Consider the following 19,669-nt stretch of genomic DNA (forward strand, 5'->3'; position numbering starts at 1 on the left):
GCACCTCCCTGTGCCGCACCCTGGCGGGCGGCCTTCGGCCGTGAAATTCGATTCTCCTGACGATTTTTCATGCGAACTCCATGGTCTGTTTGACGGCCTGAACGATGCGGGCGGTATCCGGCATGTAGTGTCCCTCCAGGCGGAACATCGGCATCACGGTATCGTAGCCGGTGACCCGGCGGATGGGTGCGAACAGGGACATCAGTCCCTCCTCGGCCAGCCGCGCGGCGATCTCGGCACTCACACTGCAGGTGCGGGCAGCCTCCTGCACGATGACGCAGCGGCCGGTGCGCCCCACCGACTCCAGGATGGTCTGCATGTCGATGGGTTTGATGGTGGCCAGGTCGATCACCTCGGCGTCGATCCCCTCGCCGGCGAGCTGCTCCGCCGCCTGCTGGGTTTCGTGCAGCATGGCCCCCCAGCTGACCAGGGTGATATCGCTGCCCGGCCGCAGGACAAAACAGGTGTCCAGGGGGAACTCCTCGCCGTTGTCCTCCACCGCCTGTTTCATCAGCCGGTAGATCCGTTTCGGTTCCAGGAACACCACCGGGTCGGGATTGCGTATCGCCGCCAGCAGCAGCCCGTAGGCACGGGTGGGGGAGGAGGGGATCACCACCCGGAGGCCGGGGATGTGGGCGAACATCGCCTCGGTGCTCTCGGAGTGGTGCTCGGGGGCGTGGATGCCGCCGCCGTAGGGCGCACGCAACACCATCGGGCAGGTGATGCGGCCGCGGGTGCGGTTGCGCATGCGCGAGGCGTGGCTCACCATCTGGTCGATGGTGGGGTAGATAAAGCCCATGAACTGGATCTCCGCCACCGGGTGCAATCCCTGGGCGGCCATGCCGACCGCCGCGCCGGCGATCATGTTCTCCGCCAGCGGGGTGTCCAGCACCCGTTCGCTGCCGAACTTCTCCAGCAGCCCGACCGTGGCGCGGAATACGCCGCCGTTGATGCCGATATCCTGCCCCAGGACCACCATCTCCGGATCCCGCTCCATCTCCCGCATCAGGGCCAGATTGACCGCTTCCACCAGGGTGATGTCAGTCATTGTTCGACTCCTTGCCCACTAGCGACTGGCGTTGGGCGCGCAGTTCGTCGGGCAGCTCGGCATACAGGGAATCGAACATGCTGGTCGGTTTGGGCGGTTCGCTGTCGAGGTAATGGCGGACCTCCTGTTCGATCTCCTCCTTGCACTGGCGGATGAGCTCGCTCTCCTGTGCCTCGCTCCACATGTCCCTGCCGATCATAAACCGTTTCAGGCGTGCCACGGGTTCCAGTTTCCAGTGCGCCTGCAGCTCCTCGTCGGAGCGGTAGCGGGTGGCGTCGTCGGCGGTGGTGTGGTGGCAGAGGCGGTAGCTGAGCGCCTCGATCAGGGTCGGGCCGCCACCGTTACGGGCCGTCTCGATCGCTTCGGCCACATAGTGGCGCACGGCGAGGGCATCGTTGCCGTCGATCTGCAGGCCGGGGATACCGGCCGCGATCGCCTTCTGCGCCAGGGTCTCCGATTGGGTCTGGATGGCGCGCGGTACCGAGATGGCCCACTGGTTGTTGTTGATGACGAACACCAGCGGCAGGTGCCAAATGCCCGCCAGATTGATTGCCTCGTAGAAGTCACCCTTGGAGGTGCCGCCGTCGCCCAGCAGACAGACCACCACCCGGGGCTGTTTGCGGTACTTGACCGCGAATGCCACGCCGGCGGCCTGGGTGGTGTGGGTGGAGATGGGGACGCAGATGGGGAAGTCGTCCCCCAGCTCCGGGTTGGCCATGCCGCGCTCGTCACCACCCCAGTAGAGCAGCAGGTCGCGGATACGAAAGCGGCGAAACAGCAGGGCGCCGTTCTCGCGGAAGCTGGGGATGATGATGTCTTCCGGGCGCATGGCGTGGCCGACGCCGGCGCCGATCGCCTCCTGGCCCAGGGAGGAGGCGAAGGTGCCGATCTGGCCGGTACGTTGCAGGGCGATGGCGCGTTCATCATAGAGTCGGGTCAGCACCATGTTACGGTAGAGCGCGTGCAGGGCATCCTTATCCTCCGCCAGTGGCGGGAGATCGCCTTCCGGCTGGCCATCGGGACCCAGGAACCGGTGGGATTCCACGCTGAATGTGATTGCCTGCTTCAAACCTGACCTCCTTTGCCGCAAGTGCCTTATTCGACTCTCGGTGGGCTTTTTGCGTATTGCGGCAGATCGTTTTGTTATGACTCCCGGTAGCCTGCACGGCAGCGCGATTGTTGTGGAGCTGTTGCGCTGCGCCGGGGCGCAGCGCAACAGTTGGTTAACATGATTTTAGTACATATCGTTCAAGGCATTGGATTCACTATTCGAGACCCGACAGTGTCATCACTCAAGTTTCGGGGTTCACAAGGCGTCGTTCAGGGCGGGCTACCTCTGCCCTTTACCCATAAGTGGGTCGGACTGCATCCTACGCGCGTGTTCATCGGCATTTGTGGGTAAAGGATAGCCCGCCCGGCATTTGGAACTGAACTCCGAAACTTGAGTTATAATCTGCGGCCGTTCACCGTCCCTGGCCAAATGACCGATCTCCCGGTAGCTGACAATCCATGATCCCAATCGAGTCCTTCAGCGTAACCCTCTCAACCTTTTCCTTGATCGCGCTGGCGGAGATCGGTGACAAGAGCCAGTTGGTCTGCATGACCCTGGCGGCGCGACACCGGCACTGGCCGGTGATCCTGGGGGCGACGCTGGCCTTTTTGATTCTGAATCTGCTGGCGGTGCTGTTCGGTGCCGGGGTGGCGGCCTGGGTGCCCGAGCGGGTGATGGCCGGGGTGGTGGCGCTGCTGTTCGGCGGTTTCGGTATTCATGCCCTGCGCAAGCGGGAGACGGAGGAAGCCGAAGACGTGGCGGAGCGGCCGGGGCACGGCATTTTTTTCACCACCCTGCTGCTGATCCTGGTGGCCGAGTTTGGCGACAAAACCCAGATCGCGGTGGCGGGGCTGGCCGGCAGCCTGGCGCCGCTGCCGGTGTGGATCGGCGCCAGCGCGGCGCTGGTGCTGGTGTCGGTGCTGGGGGTCTGGGCCGGACGAACCCTGCTGCAGCGGTTGCCGTTGCACTGGTTGCACCGGGCTGGTGGGGTGATTTTCCTGCTGTTTGGGCTGCTCGCCGGTTGGCGCGCGCTACTGCCGGCGTGAATTCGCCCGCGGCGGGGATCTGTCACCACTCGGGGTTAAGTCAATTCCATTAAGGCGGGCCATTCCCGCCGCCGGCGCCCGCGGGGCGCCCTATGGCCGGGTTACGCCCTTGGCTGTGGAAGTTCCGCGGATTGGCGGTGGAACACCGAATAGACCGCCGGGATCAGCACCAGGGTGATCAGGGTGGAGACACTGAGACCGCCAATCACCGCCCGCGCCAGCGGCGCCTGGGCATCGGCTCCTTCGCCGATGCCGAACGCCAGCGGCAGCAGCGCCAGGATGGTGGTCAGGGTGGTCATCAGCACCGGACGCAGGCGGCGGCGTCCCGCCTCGGTCAGGGCGGCGTCGGTAGCAAGTCCCGAACGGCGCAGCTTTCCGGCCTGATCCACCAACAGGATGGCGTTGTTGACCACGATGCCGCCGAGCATGATGCAGCCGATGGCCGACTGCAGATTGAGGGTGGTGTCGGTGAGAAACAGGGTGACCAGGACCCCGATGGCCGCCAGGGGCACCGAGAGCATCACCACCAGCGGATCGCCCAGCGATTCATACTGGGATGCCAGTACCATGTAGACCAGCAGCAGGGCCAGCAGCAGGGAGACCAGCAGTTCGCCAAAGGCCTTCTGCTGCTCTTCGAAGTTGCCGGCGATCAGCAGGTCATAGCCCATGGGGCGCGGGATCTGGTTGAGCCGGCTCTGGATATCCGCCGCCACCGAGCCCAGGTCCCGGTCGGCGACGTTGCCGGTGACGGTGATCAGCCGCTGCTGGTCCTTGCGCTCGATGGTGGCCGGACCCTCTCCCGGTTCGGTCTCCACCAGGTTGCGCAGTACCACCAGTTCACCGCCCGGGGTGCGCAGGGTCAGGTCGAGGATCTCATCCAGCGAGCGTTTTTCCGCATCCTCCAGCTGCACCAGGATACGGTAGGCGTTGCCCTCGACGCGGAACTCGCCCGCCCTGGAGCCGGCCACGGCGGTTTCGATCACCTCGGTCACGTCGCGCACGCTGAGTCCCAGGTCACTGATCTTGTCGCGTTTGACCTGGATCTCCTGTTGCGGGATCCCCGCCTCGCGACTTAGCTCGATATCGGTCACCCCGGGTACGTCGGCTATCGCGGTCGAGACCTGTTGCGCCAGCAGCGCCAGGGTATCGATATCATAGCCACGCACTTCTACCGTCACCCCCTCCACGCTCGCCAGCAGACGTTCCAGCAGAAATTGTCCCTGGGGGGCGCGCACGCGAATCTTCATGCCTGGAATCCGGTTATCCAGGTGGCGGCGCAGATCGTTGGCAATCTCCTGGTTGGAGCGGCGGCGCTGGGTGGCCGGCTGCAGGGAGAGGCGGATCTCGCCAATGGCCTTGGAGCTGCCCCGGGTACCGGAGGTGATCACGCTGACCACCGAAGAGATGCTCTCCGGGACCGCGTTATAGACGATCTCCTCCATCTTGCGGGTCTGCCGGTCAATCAGGTCCAGGCGGGTGCCGACCTCCATCTCGCCGCTGATCCGAACCTCGCCCTCATCGCTGGGCGGCATGAATTCGGTGCCGATCAAGGGCGCCAGGAACAGGCTGGCGATAAACAGGCTCAGGGCGAAAACGATGGTTGCCGCACGCAGGTGCAGCACGACCGCCAGCAGGTCGCGATAGGCGTTCTCCATGGCCTCGAAACCGGCCCCGGCACGGGCCGCCAGGCGTGCCCGCCAACCGGTGCCGGTGGCAATCGGGTGCTGTTTGAGCAACCGCGAGCCGAGCATCGGCACCAGGCTGAGGGAAACCAGCAGTGAACAGAACAGGGAGAACATGATCACATAGGCGAGCTCCTTGAACAGCACGCCGGAGACCCCGCGCACGAACACCAGCGGCAGGAAGATCACCAGGGTGGTGGCGGTGCCGGCAATCACCGCCGAGGCCACTTCGCCGGTCCCCTTGATGGCGGCTGCCGTGGGGGACTCCTGCTCTTCCTGCTGGCGCCGAAAGATGTTCTCCAGTACCACCACCGAGCTGTCCACCATCATGCCCACGCCCAGCGCCAGCCCGCCCAGGGTCATCAGGTTGAGGGTAAAGCCGCCGAAGTAGAGCAGGCCGAAGGTGGCGAGCATGGAGATCGGGATGGCCAGGGAGATCACCAGGGTACTGCGCAGATTGCGCAGGAAAAACAGCAGCACCAGCACCGCCAGTGAGCCGCCGTAGAGTACCGATCGGGCCACGTTGGTGATGGCGCGCTCGATGAAATTGCCCTGATTGATTACCGGGGTGATGTGGATCTGGGGAAAGGCCTGGTTGATGGAAGCCACTTCTGCGAGCACCCGGCGCGCCACCTCCACGGTGTTGGCGCCGGACTGCTTGCGGATGGCGACCCGCACGCCCGGTTCGCCGTTGACCCGGATGATGCGGGTCGGTTTCTCATAGGTGTCGCGAATTCGGGCGATCTGGCCGAGGGTGATAACCGACCCCTCGCGCCGGCCGACCACGGTGTTGCGAATCTGTTCCAGATCGACAAATTCGGCCGGCGCGCGTAGCGTAACCTGGTAGCGCCCCTGCTCGATCTTGCCGGCGGGACGATCGAGGTTGGCATCGCGGATGGTCGCCAGCATGTCATTCAGCGGCAGTCCCAGGGCATTCAGTTTTGCCGGATCCAGCTCCACCCGCACTTCGCGGTTAAAGCCGCCCCAGGGATCGACCTGGGCCACGCCGGGGACGCGGGCGAAGCGGTAGCGGATCTGCTGCTCGATAATCTGGGTCAGCTCCACCGGGTCCAGCTTGCTGGATATGCCGAGGATCACCACCGGATAGCTGTCCACATCGAATTTGCTCACCCGGGGGCCGACGATGTCGTCGGGCAGTTCACTGACCTCGTCCTCCAGGGTGGCCTGCACATCAACCGCCGTGTTATCGATAGCGGTTCCCCAGCCGAAACTGACCCGTACCCGGCTGTTGCCTTCATAGGAGGTGGAGGTCATCTCCTCCACCCCCGGTACGGTGGCGACGATCTCCTCTACGATCTGGGTCACCAGCCGCTCAATGACCATCGGATCGGCCCCTTCGTACTCGGTGCGCACGGTGAGGGTGGGCAGCTCTATGCTGGGCAACAGATCGATCTGCAGACGGCTCAGGGCTACGGAGCCCAGCACCACCACGATCAACGCCAGCATGCTGGTAAAGACGGGACGGCGTACGCTTGCCCGGGCCAGGTTCATGGACGGGTACTCGTGGCTTCCCCGGCGATGCGGATGGGGGAGCCGTCATCCAGCAGTTGCTGGCCCAGGACCACCACCTGTCCCGTGAGGGGCTCGCCCGTGACTTGCACCCGGCTGCCTTGCTGGATACCAGGCGTCACCGGTCGCCAGTTGACTGTTTTGCCATCAGCTGAGACGACAAACACACCGTTCCTGCCATCCCGGGTAATCAGTGCCTGTTCCGGTACGACAGTGGCGTCGTGGGCCTGTTCCAGGGTCACCGTGACGCGCACAAACATGCCCGGTTTGAGTCTCAGCAGGGGGTTTCTAACCCGCAGTTCCACCTGGGCCTGGCGGGTGCTTTCACGAAACACCGGGGAGATGCGAACTACGGTACCGCTAAAGGATTCGCCCGGATAGGCGTCGGTGGTCAGGTTGGCGCTCTGACCCTGTTGCAGCAAGGCGTAATCCCGTTCGGTGACAAAGAACACCACGGTGATCGGGTTGAGTTCCACGATGCGCAGCAGTGGGGTATTGGCGCTGACGGTTTCGCCTTCATCGACATAGCGCTCCGCTACCACCCGCTGTTCGCTGTCGCCACGCCAACTGGCGGTGACCGTGGTGTAGCCGAGCCGGATGCGGGCGCTTTCCAGCGCCGATTCTGCCCGGGTAACCTGTGCCTGTGTCACCTCCACGTGAGCCTGTTTTGCCAGCTGGTCGGCCTTGGCGGCATCCCGCTGGGATTCGGAACTGACGCCGCGCTGACGCAATTTTTCAACACGCTCCAGTTCCCGTTCGGCGATTTTCAGCAGGCTCTGCGCCTCGGCCAGGTTGGCCCGGGCCACGGCCAGTTCCGCCTCAACCTGTCTGACATCCTGCACATATTCATCATTGTCCAGCCTGGCCACTACCTGGTCACGGGAGATGATGTCGGCCAGATCCGCATCCAGCTGTTCGATACGGCCGCTGACCTTGGGGGCCACTACTATCTCGGCCTGTGCCTGGAGCGTGCCGGAAAAGGTGCGCTGGTGCTCAATGTCGCCCTGCTCAACGGTCGCCACCTCAACGGGTACTGGAGAGGGGGCTTTGGCTTTTGACCTTGCGTTTTCTCCGGAGACGATCAGGCGCTGGTAAATGAGCCCACCCACAGAGGCAGCGACGGCCAGTAAAATCAGTAGGAATAACCAGGATCTTCTTTGCATGTTGGTCAGGCGCCGGTAGCCAGGTGATATGTAAAGGAGAGTAACTGCTGAATATGTGCCCGTATTCCCGTTAGCAGCTGACTCCTGGGAAATCATTTAAACATGGTTGCATCAATATTCATATCGCAGTCAATGAAACCGGGATGGCGCTAATCCCTCGCTTTTTTTGAATACCTGGATGAGGCCGCAACAGCCACATTTTTCACTGAGTGATCAGTCTCGCCCTCTAGCCACCAACGCCGATTTGAGTGAACCAGACCCGCTATCGGCGGGGTCATTGGTCACCCGGAAGCATGCCTCGAGCCGTCTTCGCCGCGCGCCCATTTACAGTCGTGTGAGTGAGCCCGCTTGCGGATAAAACTGACTGTCATGCCGACGCCCGCGATGAACGATGCGAAGAGTATCGCCAAGATACTCATCAGGCCGAGATACCAAAACATGATTAATGCAGAACTTTCGATCAGGCCGCCGAGAGCGGTAATTGCAAAGGACAGAAAGCTGACGGCAAGTGAGACGACAATGATCTGCCTGAGTAACACATTCATCTGCTTCATCCGTTTTCTCCTTTCACCGGGTTGTGGATTGACGGTTCCCAGTGTAAGGCGGGCAATCTGAACATAAGCTGAAAAAAGAAGAGGGTAAACAGTTGCGTACCGTCGGGCGATTGATTGCCGTGACACTGCGCAAGGGCTTACTGCAGACTGGTCGGTGATGATGCCGGTTAGTTGGCGGCGGGAAACTCAATAATTGTCACGATACCCTTTGCTGCCGCATGTCCAGTGTTGTGGTAACTGTGGTTGATGTTACCCCGAAAATGGGCGCTGTCGCCTTGCGCCAGCGGTATCCGCTCTCCGGCCACTTCCAGGGTGAGTTCACCGTCGAGAATGTAGAGATACTCCTCGCTTCCCGGCGGATGAGGTTTGCCCACATAGGTGGATGCCGGTGCCAGGGTGAATGCCTGCTGGCCGTAGGCGGGATTGCCCAGGGGGGAGACGGTGGTGGCCCGGTAGTTGCCGTCGCCCGACTCGACCCGTCCCATGTTCTCGTGACGGATCACCTCCACCCGGTCGTGCTGCTTCTCCAGCAGGTCATCGATGCTGCAGTTGAGGGCCACGGCGATCTTGTAGACGGCGGCCAGGCTCGGATTGGACTCGTCCTTCTCGATAGTTGCCAGGGTGGCACGCGGAATATTGGCGCTGTCGGCCAGCTGTTGCTGGGTGATCTTGCGCCGGGCACGTATCTCGCGGATCCGATTACCGACCAGGTTGGTGATCATGGCGTTTACCTCAGCGTCCGCAAGGACAGCATGAAAACATTAATGTTGCCATTTTGTTTTTTTTGTTGACAGAAGGCAAGTCAATAGACAGAATAACAACATAAATGATGATGTAAGAGATATTTTAACCTTTAATACCCAAGCAGTAGATTCACAGAGGAATAAGCCATGCCAGTAGTCAACCGCTATATCGATATCGATCAGGTAGAAAAAGAGGCCAAGAAAGACTATATCGATCGCCATTCTCCCTTCATTCACTGTGCCGCCAGCGCCAGCAAGGGCGAGCTGTTCAGTGTGACCGTGCGTATGGGCAACGAATATACCCACCCGGATGATCATGATCACTACATCCGCTCGGTGCAGCTCTACAACGGCCAGACCCTGCTGGCGGAGGCCAGTTTTCCGCCCGGTACTCTGGGCGGGGAGGGGGCCAAGGGGAACGCCGAGGTGACGTTTAATGTCGTACCCAGTGGTAGCCGGCTGAAACTGAGCGCCATGGCCTACTGCACCAAGCACGGCCTGTGGGAGAGCAACCCGGTGGAAGTGGCTGTCGCCTGATCACCGCCCTGAATCATGGGGTGTGCGCCGCGCGCCGCCCGCCTATCCGTAATAAACCCACCGATATCCGGAGAAAGTCAAATGAGTGTACTCGTTACCAAGCCCGCCCCCGATTTCACCGCCACGGCCGTGATGCCGGACAACGCCTTTGCGGAGATCACCCTCTCCAGCTACAAGGGCAAGTACGTGGTGTTGTTCTTCTATCCGTTGGACTTCACCTTCGTCTGCCCCTCCGAGCTGATCGCCTTCGATCACCGCCTGGAGGAGTTCAAGAAGCGCGGGGTTGAGGTGATCGGCGTTTCGGTGGATTCCCACTTCTCTCACCTGGCGTGGAAGAACACCGCCATCAACAACGGCGGCATCGGCAACGTTCAGTACCCGCTGGTGGCCGATATCTCCAAGGAGATCACCACCGCCTATGATCTCTACACCGGCCCCGGCATCGCCCTGCGCGGTTCCTTCCTGATCGACCGCGAGGGTGTGGTGCAGCATCAGGTGGTCAACAACCTGCCGCTGGGACGCAATATTGACGAGATGCTGCGCATGGTGGATGCATTGCAGTTCACCGAGGAGCACGGCGAGGTCTGCCCGGCCGGCTGGCAGCAGGGCCAGGCTGGCATGAAGGGCTCCACCGAAGGGGTGGCGGAGTACCTGGCTGAACACGCCAAATCCCTGTAATTCTACTTTGCCGGATTCTGGCGCTGTGTGGTCAGCTCCCGGGTGTGAGGATTCCAAGACACGCGGTAAACCCATCCCTGGGGGCTCGACGGCGGCATCCCTGCCGCCGACGCTCTTGGAATCCTCCCACCCGGACGGCCCAACGAATCCGATCTGAGTAAATCTGACAAAGTGGAAGTAACCGAAACCACTTTTTCCCGGGGGCCTCTCCAGCGAGAGATCCCGGGATTCACTCCGCCCCCCTTATCACTAGATACCTCCCCCCACGGGTGCGGCTCTGCCGTTTTTTTCCGGCTCCGGGATCGCCAAAGAATCCCGCGAACCCGCACAAGGAGACCGATGATGCAACCCGCCCAGCCGCGTCCTGACTCCCGGAAGAGAAGCCGATGAACCTACCCGATCTGCTGGAGGGGCGGCTGCTCAGGCGCTACAAGCGCTTTCTGGCCGATGTCCGGCTTGCCGACGGGAGCGAGGTGACCGCCCACTGCCCCAACACCGGGTCGATGAAAAATTGTGCCGAGCCGGGAAGTCGCGTTTGGCTGCTTGACGTCAACTCCCCGCAACGCAAACTGAGATACCGTTGGGAATTGGTGGAGGTGGAGCAGCGTTATCTGGCCTGCATCAATACCGGCCGGGCCAACGCCCTGGTTCGGGAGGCGATCATCGACCGCCGGATAGAGGCCCTGCGCGGTTACGCCACGGTGCTGAGTGAACGGCCATATGGCAATGAGCGGAGCCGGATCGACCTGCTGTTGACGGAACCCGGTTTGCCTGACTGCTATATCGAGGTGAAAAACGTGACCCTGCTGGTGGAGGAGGGGCTGGGTATCTTTCCAGATGCCGTGACGGTCCGGGGTCGCAAGCATTTGCGGGAGTTGATGGGCGTGGTGCGGCAGGGGGCAAGAGGAGTGTTGTTCTTTAGTGTGGCCCACAGCGGTATCGAGCGGATTGAACCGGCCTGGGGAATCGATCCGGCCTATGCCGAGACCCTGGCCGAGGCCCTGGATGCCGGTGTCGAGGTGCTGGCCTACGGTGTCGACATCAGTCCAGGCCACCTGTGTCTGGGGCGTCCGCTGCCTTTCGGGTTGGGGGATATCAATATGAATAACCCGGGGAATAATATCGGCCGTATCTAATATGATATTTCATTGATGTAGGTCATTTCCCGCACATGGTCTATAAATATGTTATGAAACAGTAGCTTATAGATATAAAAATACTGACAAAGCGCAGATTGGAGCTTGACAAATATCACTACTGGGTGTCTTATAGCCCCAATTTTTACGAATAACCTGACAGATTGTCTGGTTTGAATATCAGTACCTGGTAATTTTTTTTAACTTTGTAAAAATAAGGGGGGTTCATGGACGCCGTAGCTGAACAGAAGTACGACCTGGGTGTTGTACGCTGGTTCACCGTCATGGCTGCAGTCTACTTGTTGGTAGGCGCTCTCGTCGGGGTGTATATCGCCTCAGAGTTGGCTTGGCCGGTGCTTAATTTCGATCTACCGTATATCACCTTCGGACGTCTCCGTCCGTTACATACCAATGCAGTTATTTTTGCCTTTGGCGGCTGCGTTTTGATGGCAACAGCCTTCTATTCGGTACAGCGTACCTGCGGTGTCCGTCTCTGGAGCAACAAGCTGGCCTGGTTCACCTTCATAGGCTGGAATCTGATCATTGTTTCTGCGGTGATCACCCTGCCGCTGGGTATCACCCAGGGTAAGGAGTACGCCGAGCTGGAGTGGCCGATCGATATCGCCATCGCCGTGGTATGGCTCTCCTATACCTTCAACTTCATCATGACGATTGCCAACCGCAAGAGTTCACACATCTATGTGTCGAACTGGTTCTTCCTCGGCATGATGGTGATGATCACCTATCTGCACGTGGTCAACAGCCTGGCCATCCCGGTCGGCATGTTCTCGTCCTACTCGATCTTCTCGGGTGTGCAGGATGCGATGATCCAGTGGTGGTGGGGACATAACGCCGTAGGGTTCTACCTGACCGCCGGCTTCCTCGGCATCATGTACTATTTCGTTCCCAAGCAGGCGGGTCGCCCCGTTTACTCCTATCGCCTGTCGGTGATCCACTTCTGGGCCCTGATGTTCGGCTATGTCTGGCTGGGTGCACACCACCTGCAGTACACCGCCTTGCCTGACTGGACCGGCTCACTGGGTGCGGCCATCTCGCTTGCCATGATCATCCCCTCCTGGGGTGGCGCGGTGAACGGCATGATGACCCTCTCCGGCGCCTGGGACAAACTGCGTACCGATTATGTTCTCCGGTTCCTGATCATGTCCCTGGCCTTCTACGCCATGTCCACCTTTGAAGGGCCGGTGATGTCGATCAAGACCGTCAACGCGCTCTCGCATTACACGGACTGGACTGTTGGTCATGTGCATTCCGGTGCTCTGGGTTGGGTTGCCATGGTTGGTATTGGAGCCATCTACCACCTGATGGTCAACGTCTTCCATGTGCAGATGTGGTCGGCAAAACTGATCAATGCCCACTTCTGGACCGCCACCATCGGCACCGTGATCTATATCGTGGCCATGTGGGTATCCGGCATCATGCAGGGTCTGATGTGGCGCGCTTATGATGAGTACGGCACCCTGGCCTACACCTTCGCAGAGTCTGTTGAAGCGATGCACCCCTACTATGCCATGCGTGCCGTCGGCGGCATGGTCTTCCTGGCGGGTGCGGCGCTCATGGTGTTCAACATCATCATGACCGTACTACAGGCCAACGCTCAGGGCAGTGTGCAGCAGGCACGCTCCGTAACCGCTGCAGCGTCTGCATAAGGGGAGTTTGAAAAATGGCAATGCAAGAGAAAATGGAAAGAAACGTCTGGGGCCTACTGATTGTGCTCGCCCTGGCACTCAGTGTGGGTGGTATTGTTGAGATCGTGCCGCTGTTCTATCTGGACAGCACCATGGAGCACAACAAGAACCCCGAGATCGTCTGGCAGCGGCAGGCCGGTCAGGCCCTGGCCGACCACCAGCCGGGAGAGGGCATGCGTCCATACAGCGCGCTGGAGCTGGCCGGACGTAAGGTCTACATCCGTGAAGGCTGCTACCTCTGTCACTCCCAGATGGTGCGTCCCTTCCGTGATGAGAAGGAGCGTTATGGCCACTACTCGCTGGCTTCCGAGTCGATGTACGATCACCCCTTCCAGTGGGGCTCCAAGCGTACCGGCCCGGATGTCGCCAGACTGGGTGGCAAATACTCCGATGACTGGCATCGCAAGCACCTGCGGGCACCCCGCTCCGTGGTACCCGAATCGGTGATGCCCAACTATCCGTGGCTACAGCACGCGGTGCTGGACGGCGCAACCGTGCAGTCCCATATGCGCGGCATGCAGCGAGTCGGTGTTCCCTATACCGAAGCGGATATCGAGGCGGCCCCGGACCTGTTGAGGGATAAGAACGAAGAGGATGCGGTAGTCGCCTTCCTGCAGGTGCTCGGAACCATGGTCAAGCTGGACGAAAGCAAGGTCTATCGTGAATAGCCTTAAAGACTATTTTTCTATGGACTTTCAGGCGATGACCACCAACGACTGGGTGGGTACCATCCTTACCGTGGTCATCTTCCTGCTGATGCTTGGTCTTTATGTTTATGTCTTGCGTCCAAAGAAACGGGAACACTTCGAAAAACAGAAGCATATCCCGATGGATGACGAACAGATAAATAGCGGAGATAAAAATGGCGGATAACAATCCATTTCCGGGTGAAAACAATACCGGACATATTTGGGACGATAATCTGCGGGAGCTGGATAACCCGCCTCCACGCTGGTGGATGATCGCCTTCTGGGCTTCCATTCTCTGGGTGGTCGGCTACGCGATCCTCTATCCCATGATTCCGGGGTTAACCGGGTACACCAAGGGCATTATGGGCTGGACCCAGATTGGTGAATACAGAGAGGGTCTGGATGAAGTCGAGATGGTGCGTGCCGAATTCGAGACCCAGCTGCAAGGGATGACAGCCAAGGAGATCCTCGCCAATGAGGGACTCTCCAGCTACACCATCGCCTCGGCCAAGGTGCTGTTCGGCGACAACTGCGCGGCCTGCCACGGCTCCAACGGTCAGGGTGGTCCCGGTTATCCGGTGATCGCCGATGATGACTGGCTGTATGGCGGCGCTGTGGAGACCATCGAGCAGACCATCACCAACGGGCGGATGGGCATCATGCCCGCACACGCCAAGCTGTTGAGCGAGGCAGAGGTCGACAAGCTGGCGGCGGCGGTGATGTCCGGTAATCCGGCTGCGGAACCGCTGTACATGGAGAAGGCGTGTTTCGCCTGCCACGGACCCGACGCTAGCGGTATGCAGGCACTGGGTTCCGCCAATCTGACCGACGCCGTCTGGCGCTTTAGCGAAGCGGATCAGCTGGCCAGTGTCAAGCAGACCATCAGGCACGGTGTCAACGACACCTCCGATCCCTTGAGCCGGGAGGCGGTAATGCCCAAGTTTGGCGATCGTCTGTCGGCAGGTGAGATCAAGAAACTGGCGGTCTACGTGTACAAGCTGGGTGGTGGTCAGTAAGGGAGTGCGTTAAACCCCGCCGTATGGAGATTGGTTCTCCATACGGCGGGAACATTCAGGTAGTCTGTATCTGGGGAGGTATATGATGAATGTGGATACCGTAGTGGTTGGGTCCCTGGTTGCCGTGGTACTTTGCGTGGTAATCGTCGGGTATATTGGCTTCAAGGTGAATGCGCTGATCAATAAGGATGCGAAGAGCCACAGGAAGTAACCCTCTGTTTCATAAGTATATAAAAAAGGGGGGTGAACCCCCTTTTTTAATGGTGATATAATACATGCCTGTTATTGACAAATCGCATTTTTCCCATCCCGCCCTTCCAGTAAACTGAAACCCGGTAAGTAAGGATCTGGAAAGAAATAACTGCTACGCATTGCGCCGGATTTTCGTTTGCCTTCAAGGCACGGCAAGGCGCGCATAGTTGTTCTATTTAAGTCTTGCCGTAACGCAGAAGGCGGACGAAAAGACCAGCAAGATGTGGTAGTTATTTATGGACAGATCCTAACGATTGATTGACGCATGGTTATGGGATATGCGTGGCAGTTCCCGCATGGTATTAGAGGAGTGATTCCGTTGAGCGACAATCCACAATCAAGGCATGATGCTGTAGTCGATGAATTGTACGCGGAGGCGGTACACTGGGAAATTAATACCGGGGAAGAGACGATCCACGCCAAGCGGGTTCCCGGCAAGTGGCGGATCTGGAAGTGGATCGCCAGCCTGGTGTGGGTGCCGTTCTTTCTGGGGCCCTATCTGCGCTGGGATGACCGTCAGGCGATCCTGTTCGACATCCCCAATCGCCAGTTCCATCTGCTGGGCGTCACCATCCTGCCGCAGGATTTCTGGATGCTCTCCCTGCTGTTGCTGTTCTTCGCCATTCTGCTGGCGGTGGTGACCGCCCTGGCGGGCCGCGTCTGGTGCGGTTTTTTCTGCTTTCAGACGGTCTGGACCGATGTCTTCACCTGGCTGGAGGAGAAGCTGGAGGGTCCACCGCAAAAACGCAAGAAACTGGATCAGGGGGCGCTCACCTTTACCAAGATCAGGATCAAGGCGGTCAAGCACGGCCTGTGGCTGGTGATATCGGCGCTGACCGGCATCTCCTTTGTGGCCTGGTTTACCGATGCCTACCAGCTGTGGGTCAATCTGTTCACCTTTAACCTCGGTGTTACCGGGGTGGTAACCATCTCGCTGTTTGTCGGCGGCACCTATGTCCTGGCCGGTTACCTGCGGGAGCAGACCTGCTTCTGGCTCTGTCCCTATGCCCGCATCCAGGGCGTGATGGTGGATAACACAACCGCCGTTCCTACCTATGATTTCCATCGCGGTGAGCCGCGTGGGCGGGTGAAAAAGGGGGCCGGTGAGGCACAACGCACGACCGGCGACTGTGTCGACTGTAATCAGTGCGTGGCGGTCTGCCCCACCGGCGTGGATATCCGTCAGGGTCAGCAGGAGGGGTGTATCACCTGCGCCCTCTGTATCGACGCCTGCGATGCGGTGATGGAAAAACTGGACAGACCCAAGGGCCTGATCCGTTATGAGTCGCTGGATGTGTTGAACGGCAAGGAGGATCGGCCGCTGTATAAACGCCCCCGGGTATGGGTCTATAGTCTGGTGCTGTTGCTGTCGCTGACCGGTATCGGCTACGGCATGGCGACCATGGATGCGATCGAGATCAAGGTGATTCATTCCCGGCAACCACTGTATGTACTGCAGAGTGATGGCTCCATCCAGAACAAGTACACCATCAAAGTACTCAACAAGCTGACAGAGGATCTGCAGGTGACCATCACCGCTCCGGATGTTGAAGGGCTGGTGCTGGTGGGTGCGGATGAACCGGTGACGGCACGTAAGGGCATGGTGACGGCCCGAACGGTGTTCGTGCGTATCCCGCGCGAAAAAATAGCCGCCGAGTCTCAACCGTTGGTGTTTTTTGCCGAGACCACTGACAGCAACGGTGAGCGATTGAGCAGCAAACGAGAGAGTGTGTTCATTGCTCCAAAGTAGGAGCGATGCGGCGCGCTAAATGTAACTGGCAAACAGTGGCCCCCCGGGTGACGTCCGGGGTACCGATGCAAGAGGTTAAAGTGATCGAGATGACCGAGAAACAATCTCCCTGGCGCAATCCCTGGGTGCAGGGCTGGGTCGGTTTGCTGGTGGTATTTGTTGCCGCCAATTTGGTGATGGTCTACCTGGCCGTTACCAACAACCCGGGCCTGGTGGTGGACGACTATTACGAGCGTGGCCAGGAGTATGAGAAGAACATGCTCAAACGACAGGCGCGAAACCCCGGCTGGCAAATGAAAGTGATTGCGCCGGAGCGTGTGGATGTGGCCCTGCCGGCGCGCTATGGGGTCAGGATTACCGGCAAGGACGGCCATCCTGTGGCGCCCGATTCGGTCACTTTCCATGCCTACCGGCCTGCCGATGCCAAACAGGACTTCTCGGTCCCCATGCAGGCGACCGACTCCGGTGTGTATGAAGCCGATATCAGTTTTCCCCGCCTGGGGGTGTGGGATATCCTTATCAGCGCAAAGCGTGGGGACGATGAATACAATCTGTCGCACAGGGTAAGCGCAGGCGTCAATTGAGTCTGAAACAGTGTTTTCACTGCACCCTGCCGGTTCCGGCGGATGCAGAAGTGGTGTCGCCGATCAAGGGCGAGCAACGGAGCTTCTGCTGTATCGGCTGCAAATCGGTCTGTGAGGCGATTTATTCCGCCGGCCTTGAAGGGTTTTATCAGCGCATGTATGACGGTACGGCGCTGGCACCGCCGCCCGATCTGCCCAAGGAGCTGGCCCTCTACGACCTGGATGAGGTGCAGGAGGAGTTTGTCGACAACCTGGGCGAGACCCGGGAGATCCATCTGCTGGTGGAGGGCATCCACTGCGCCGCCTGTGTCTGGTTGATCGAACACTCTCTGCTGAATCTCGCGGGTGTCAGTCAGGCACGGGTCAACCTCTCCGGGCGTCGCCTGCACGTGGTCTGGGACAACGGCCGCCTGAAACTCTCGTCCATCATCCGCCGCCTGGGACAGATCGGTTACGCCGCCGTACCTTACGATCCCGACGCCGCGGAAGATCGCCTGCGGCGTGAAAACCGGCATCTGCTCTATCGCATGGGTTTTGCCGGATTCACCATGATGAATCTGCTGTGGATCTCCATCGCGCTGTATAGCGGTGCCGACAGGGGAGAATTCCGCGGCCTGTTTCAGTGGGTCGGTTTCGCCCTGGCGACGCCGACCCTGGTCTATTCGGGCTATCCGTTCTTCAGGGGCGCCTGGTCCGGCATCCGCCACCTCCATCTGGGCATGGATGTGCCGATTGCCATCGGCGCCGGCATCACCTATCTCTACTCGGTCTACGTCATGCTGAGTGGCTCGCTCACCGGCGAGGTCTACTACGACACGGTGGTCAATTTTATTTTTGTGATCCTGGTCGGGCGTTATCTGGAGGCGATATCCAAGCGTCAGGCGGTGGCCTCGACCCAGCGCCTGCTGGATCTGCAGCCGCGGGTGGCCACGCTGCTGTCGGATGCGGGGGAAAAAGTGGTCCCCATCCGCTCGGTGAAACAGGGTGACCGGGTGTTGGTCAGACCCGGTGAGCGCATCCCGGTCGATGGGGTGGTGTTGCAGGGGCAGAGCGCGGTGGATGAGGGGATGCTGACCGGCGAGTCGGTCCCGGTAGCGAAATCACCCCGGATGCCGGTCTCGGCCGGCACCATCAACGGACACGGTGCACTGCAGGTCGAGGTGACCGGCCTGCTGAAAGATAGCGCCCTCGGGCGCATCATCCGGCTGGTGGAGGAGGCGCAGGCGAGCAAGGCGCCGATCCAGTGTGTGGCGGATCGGATCGTGCCCTGGTTTGTCGCCATCACCATCGGCCTGGCCACGGCCACCTTCTTCTGGTGGCTGGATACCGATTTCGAGATCGCCTTGATGGCGGCGACGGCCGTGCTGATCATTACCTGCCCCTGCGCCTTTGGCCTGGCGACGCCCATGTCCATTGCGGTCGCCACCGGCCTGGGGGCACGCCACGGCATCCTGATCAGAAACGGCGATGTGCTGGAGCGGTTCTCCTCCATCGATCATTTTGTGTTCGATAAAACGGGCACGTTGACGGAAGGGGCGATGCGGGTCACCACGATCGGGACCGGGACCGCTGAATGGCATCCGGGTGAACCGGTCAATGCGGAGATACACCAGCTGCTGGGACAGCTCCTGGCGGTTGAGCAGTTCTCGGAACACCCAGTGGCGGCGGCCCTGACGGCGTGTGCCGAGTCGATCGGTTGGAAACCGCAACAGTTCAAGGTGGAGGATTTCGTCAACCGGCCCGGTTATGGCGTCTCGGCCCTGGTCGAGGGTGCGGCGGTTGTGGTCGGCAATGCCGCCTGGCTGCGCGAGCACGGTGTCGTGCCGGAACCGGCTTTCCGGCAGTTGGCGGAGCGTCTGGACCGGGTCGGAAGCGGTTCCCTGCACTGTGCGGTAAACGGTGTGGAGCGCGCCCTGATCGGCGTGGAAGATCCGATCAGGAAGGATGCGGCGGGATTGGTGGCCGATCTCAAGTCCGATGCCATGGAACTCACCATGCTCAGTGGCGACCGGCAGGGCACGGCCGAGGCGATTGCGGCCCGTCTGGGCGGCATGCCGGTGATTGCCGAGGTGCTGCCGGAGCAGAAGGATCAGGTGATTGACCGGCTGCAACGGAACGACCACCGGGTGGCGATGGTGGGTGACGGGGTCAACGATGCCCCGGCACTGGTGCGGGCCGATGTGGGCATAGCGCTGGGCTCGGGTACCGATGTCTCCATTGCCAGTGCCGATATTGTGCTGATGAGCAGTGAATTGGACAAGGTGCGGCTGGCCTCGTCACTGTCCCGGCGGACCTTGCGCACCATTCGCCAGAATATCGCTATCTCCATCGCGTATAATCTGATTATGGTACCGCTGGCGATGTCAGCATTGGTGACGCCGCTGGTGGCTGCCATCTCGATGCCGATCAGCTCACTGCTGGTGATCGGGAATGCGGCACGCATTCGCACCCTGTTCAAGGGCAGGTAATAATCCTGGGATAATGGCCGACTATAGCGCAACTGG

At 60.2% G+C, this 19,669-nt stretch carries 17 protein-coding genes; 11 read left to right on the plus strand and 6 right to left on the minus strand.

Annotation, left to right across the window (positions count from 1 at the left end; translation table 11 throughout):
- Positions 1–67 precede the first annotated feature (67 nt).
- Complete coding sequence (locus tag O9K64_RS11510) at positions 68–1,048, minus strand: alpha-ketoacid dehydrogenase subunit beta (protein ID WP_275098213.1); 981 nt, start codon at positions 1,046–1,048, stop codon at positions 68–70.
- Entirely contained in the window at positions 1,041–2,117 is a 1,077-nt protein-coding gene (pdhA, locus tag O9K64_RS11515; protein WP_275098214.1) for a pyruvate dehydrogenase (acetyl-transferring) E1 component subunit alpha, read from the minus strand. Before pdhA ends, O9K64_RS11510 begins: the two co-directional genes overlap by 8 nt.
- A 440-nt stretch (positions 2,118–2,557) precedes the next feature.
- Here pdhA and O9K64_RS11520 point away from each other — a divergent pair, with 440 nt between their 5' ends.
- Positions 2,558–3,145 (plus strand): TMEM165/GDT1 family protein, encoded by a 588-nt coding sequence (locus O9K64_RS11520; protein ID WP_275098215.1) that lies wholly within the window; start codon positions 2,558–2,560, stop codon positions 3,143–3,145.
- A gap of 101 nt (positions 3,146–3,246) precedes the next feature.
- Here O9K64_RS11520 and O9K64_RS11525 read toward each other — a convergent pair whose 3' ends face one another.
- From O9K64_RS11525 to O9K64_RS11540, 4 genes are all read right to left on the minus strand, one after another.
- On the minus strand, positions 3,247–6,339 hold the full coding sequence (locus O9K64_RS11525; protein WP_275098216.1) for an efflux RND transporter permease subunit: 3,093 nt from the start codon (positions 6,337–6,339) through the stop codon (positions 3,247–3,249).
- The gene (locus O9K64_RS11530; RefSeq protein ID WP_275098217.1) at positions 6,336–7,379 is read right to left on the minus strand and encodes an efflux RND transporter periplasmic adaptor subunit; all 1,044 of its coding nucleotides are present in this window, start codon (positions 7,377–7,379) and stop codon (positions 6,336–6,338) included. The genes O9K64_RS11525 and O9K64_RS11530 overlap by 4 nt, the downstream gene beginning before the upstream one ends.
- A gap of 422 nt (positions 7,380–7,801) precedes the next feature.
- Positions 7,802–8,074, minus strand: a complete 273-nt coding sequence (locus O9K64_RS11535) for a hypothetical protein (protein ID WP_275098220.1) — start codon at positions 8,072–8,074, stop codon at positions 7,802–7,804.
- A gap of 167 nt (positions 8,075–8,241) precedes the next feature.
- Positions 8,242–8,796, minus strand: coding sequence for an XRE family transcriptional regulator (locus O9K64_RS11540; RefSeq protein WP_275098221.1), 555 nt, complete (start codon positions 8,794–8,796; stop codon positions 8,242–8,244).
- Between the two features lie 168 nt (positions 8,797–8,964).
- Here O9K64_RS11540 and O9K64_RS11545 point away from each other — a divergent pair, with 168 nt between their 5' ends.
- From O9K64_RS11545 to O9K64_RS11590, 10 genes are all read left to right on the plus strand, one after another.
- Complete coding sequence (locus tag O9K64_RS11545; protein ID WP_275098222.1) at positions 8,965–9,354, plus strand: class II SORL domain-containing protein; 390 nt, start codon at positions 8,965–8,967, stop codon at positions 9,352–9,354.
- An 81-nt stretch (positions 9,355–9,435) separates the two neighbouring features.
- Positions 9,436–10,032 (plus strand): peroxiredoxin, encoded by a 597-nt coding sequence (locus tag O9K64_RS11550; RefSeq protein WP_275098223.1) that lies wholly within the window; start codon positions 9,436–9,438, stop codon positions 10,030–10,032.
- Between the two features lie 386 nt (positions 10,033–10,418).
- Positions 10,419–11,168, plus strand: coding sequence for a DNA/RNA nuclease SfsA (gene sfsA, locus O9K64_RS11555; RefSeq protein ID WP_275098224.1), 750 nt, complete (start codon positions 10,419–10,421; stop codon positions 11,166–11,168).
- Between the two features lie 227 nt (positions 11,169–11,395).
- The gene (gene ccoN / locus O9K64_RS11560; RefSeq protein WP_275098225.1) at positions 11,396–12,835 is read left to right on the plus strand and encodes a cytochrome-c oxidase, cbb3-type subunit I; all 1,440 of its coding nucleotides are present in this window, start codon (positions 11,396–11,398) and stop codon (positions 12,833–12,835) included.
- Positions 12,836–12,849: 14 nt separating this feature from the next.
- Positions 12,850–13,542, plus strand: coding sequence for a cytochrome-c oxidase, cbb3-type subunit II (gene ccoO / locus O9K64_RS11565; RefSeq protein WP_275098226.1), 693 nt, complete (start codon positions 12,850–12,852; stop codon positions 13,540–13,542).
- Positions 13,535–13,747, plus strand: a complete 213-nt coding sequence (locus tag O9K64_RS11570; RefSeq protein ID WP_275098227.1) for a cbb3-type cytochrome c oxidase subunit 3 — start codon at positions 13,535–13,537, stop codon at positions 13,745–13,747. The genes ccoO and O9K64_RS11570 overlap by 8 nt, the downstream gene beginning before the upstream one ends.
- Positions 13,737–14,579, plus strand: coding sequence for a cytochrome-c oxidase, cbb3-type subunit III (gene ccoP, locus O9K64_RS11575; RefSeq protein WP_275098228.1), 843 nt, complete (start codon positions 13,737–13,739; stop codon positions 14,577–14,579). The genes O9K64_RS11570 and ccoP overlap by 11 nt, the downstream gene beginning before the upstream one ends.
- Before the next feature lie 571 nt (positions 14,580–15,150).
- Positions 15,151–16,581, plus strand: coding sequence for a cytochrome c oxidase accessory protein CcoG (ccoG, locus tag O9K64_RS11580; RefSeq protein WP_275098229.1), 1,431 nt, complete (start codon positions 15,151–15,153; stop codon positions 16,579–16,581).
- Between the two features lie 65 nt (positions 16,582–16,646).
- Positions 16,647–17,165, plus strand: a complete 519-nt coding sequence (locus O9K64_RS11585) for a FixH family protein (protein ID WP_275098230.1) — start codon at positions 16,647–16,649, stop codon at positions 17,163–17,165.
- The gene (locus tag O9K64_RS11590) at positions 17,162–19,633 is read left to right on the plus strand and encodes a heavy metal translocating P-type ATPase (protein ID WP_275098231.1); all 2,472 of its coding nucleotides are present in this window, start codon (positions 17,162–17,164) and stop codon (positions 19,631–19,633) included. Before O9K64_RS11585 ends, O9K64_RS11590 begins: the two co-directional genes overlap by 4 nt.
- Positions 19,634–19,669: the final 36 nt, after the last annotated feature.

The sequence above is a fragment of the Sedimenticola hydrogenitrophicus genome (assembly GCF_029017505.1).
Lineage (GTDB): Bacteria > Pseudomonadota > Gammaproteobacteria > Chromatiales > Chromatiaceae > Sedimenticola > Sedimenticola hydrogenitrophicus_A.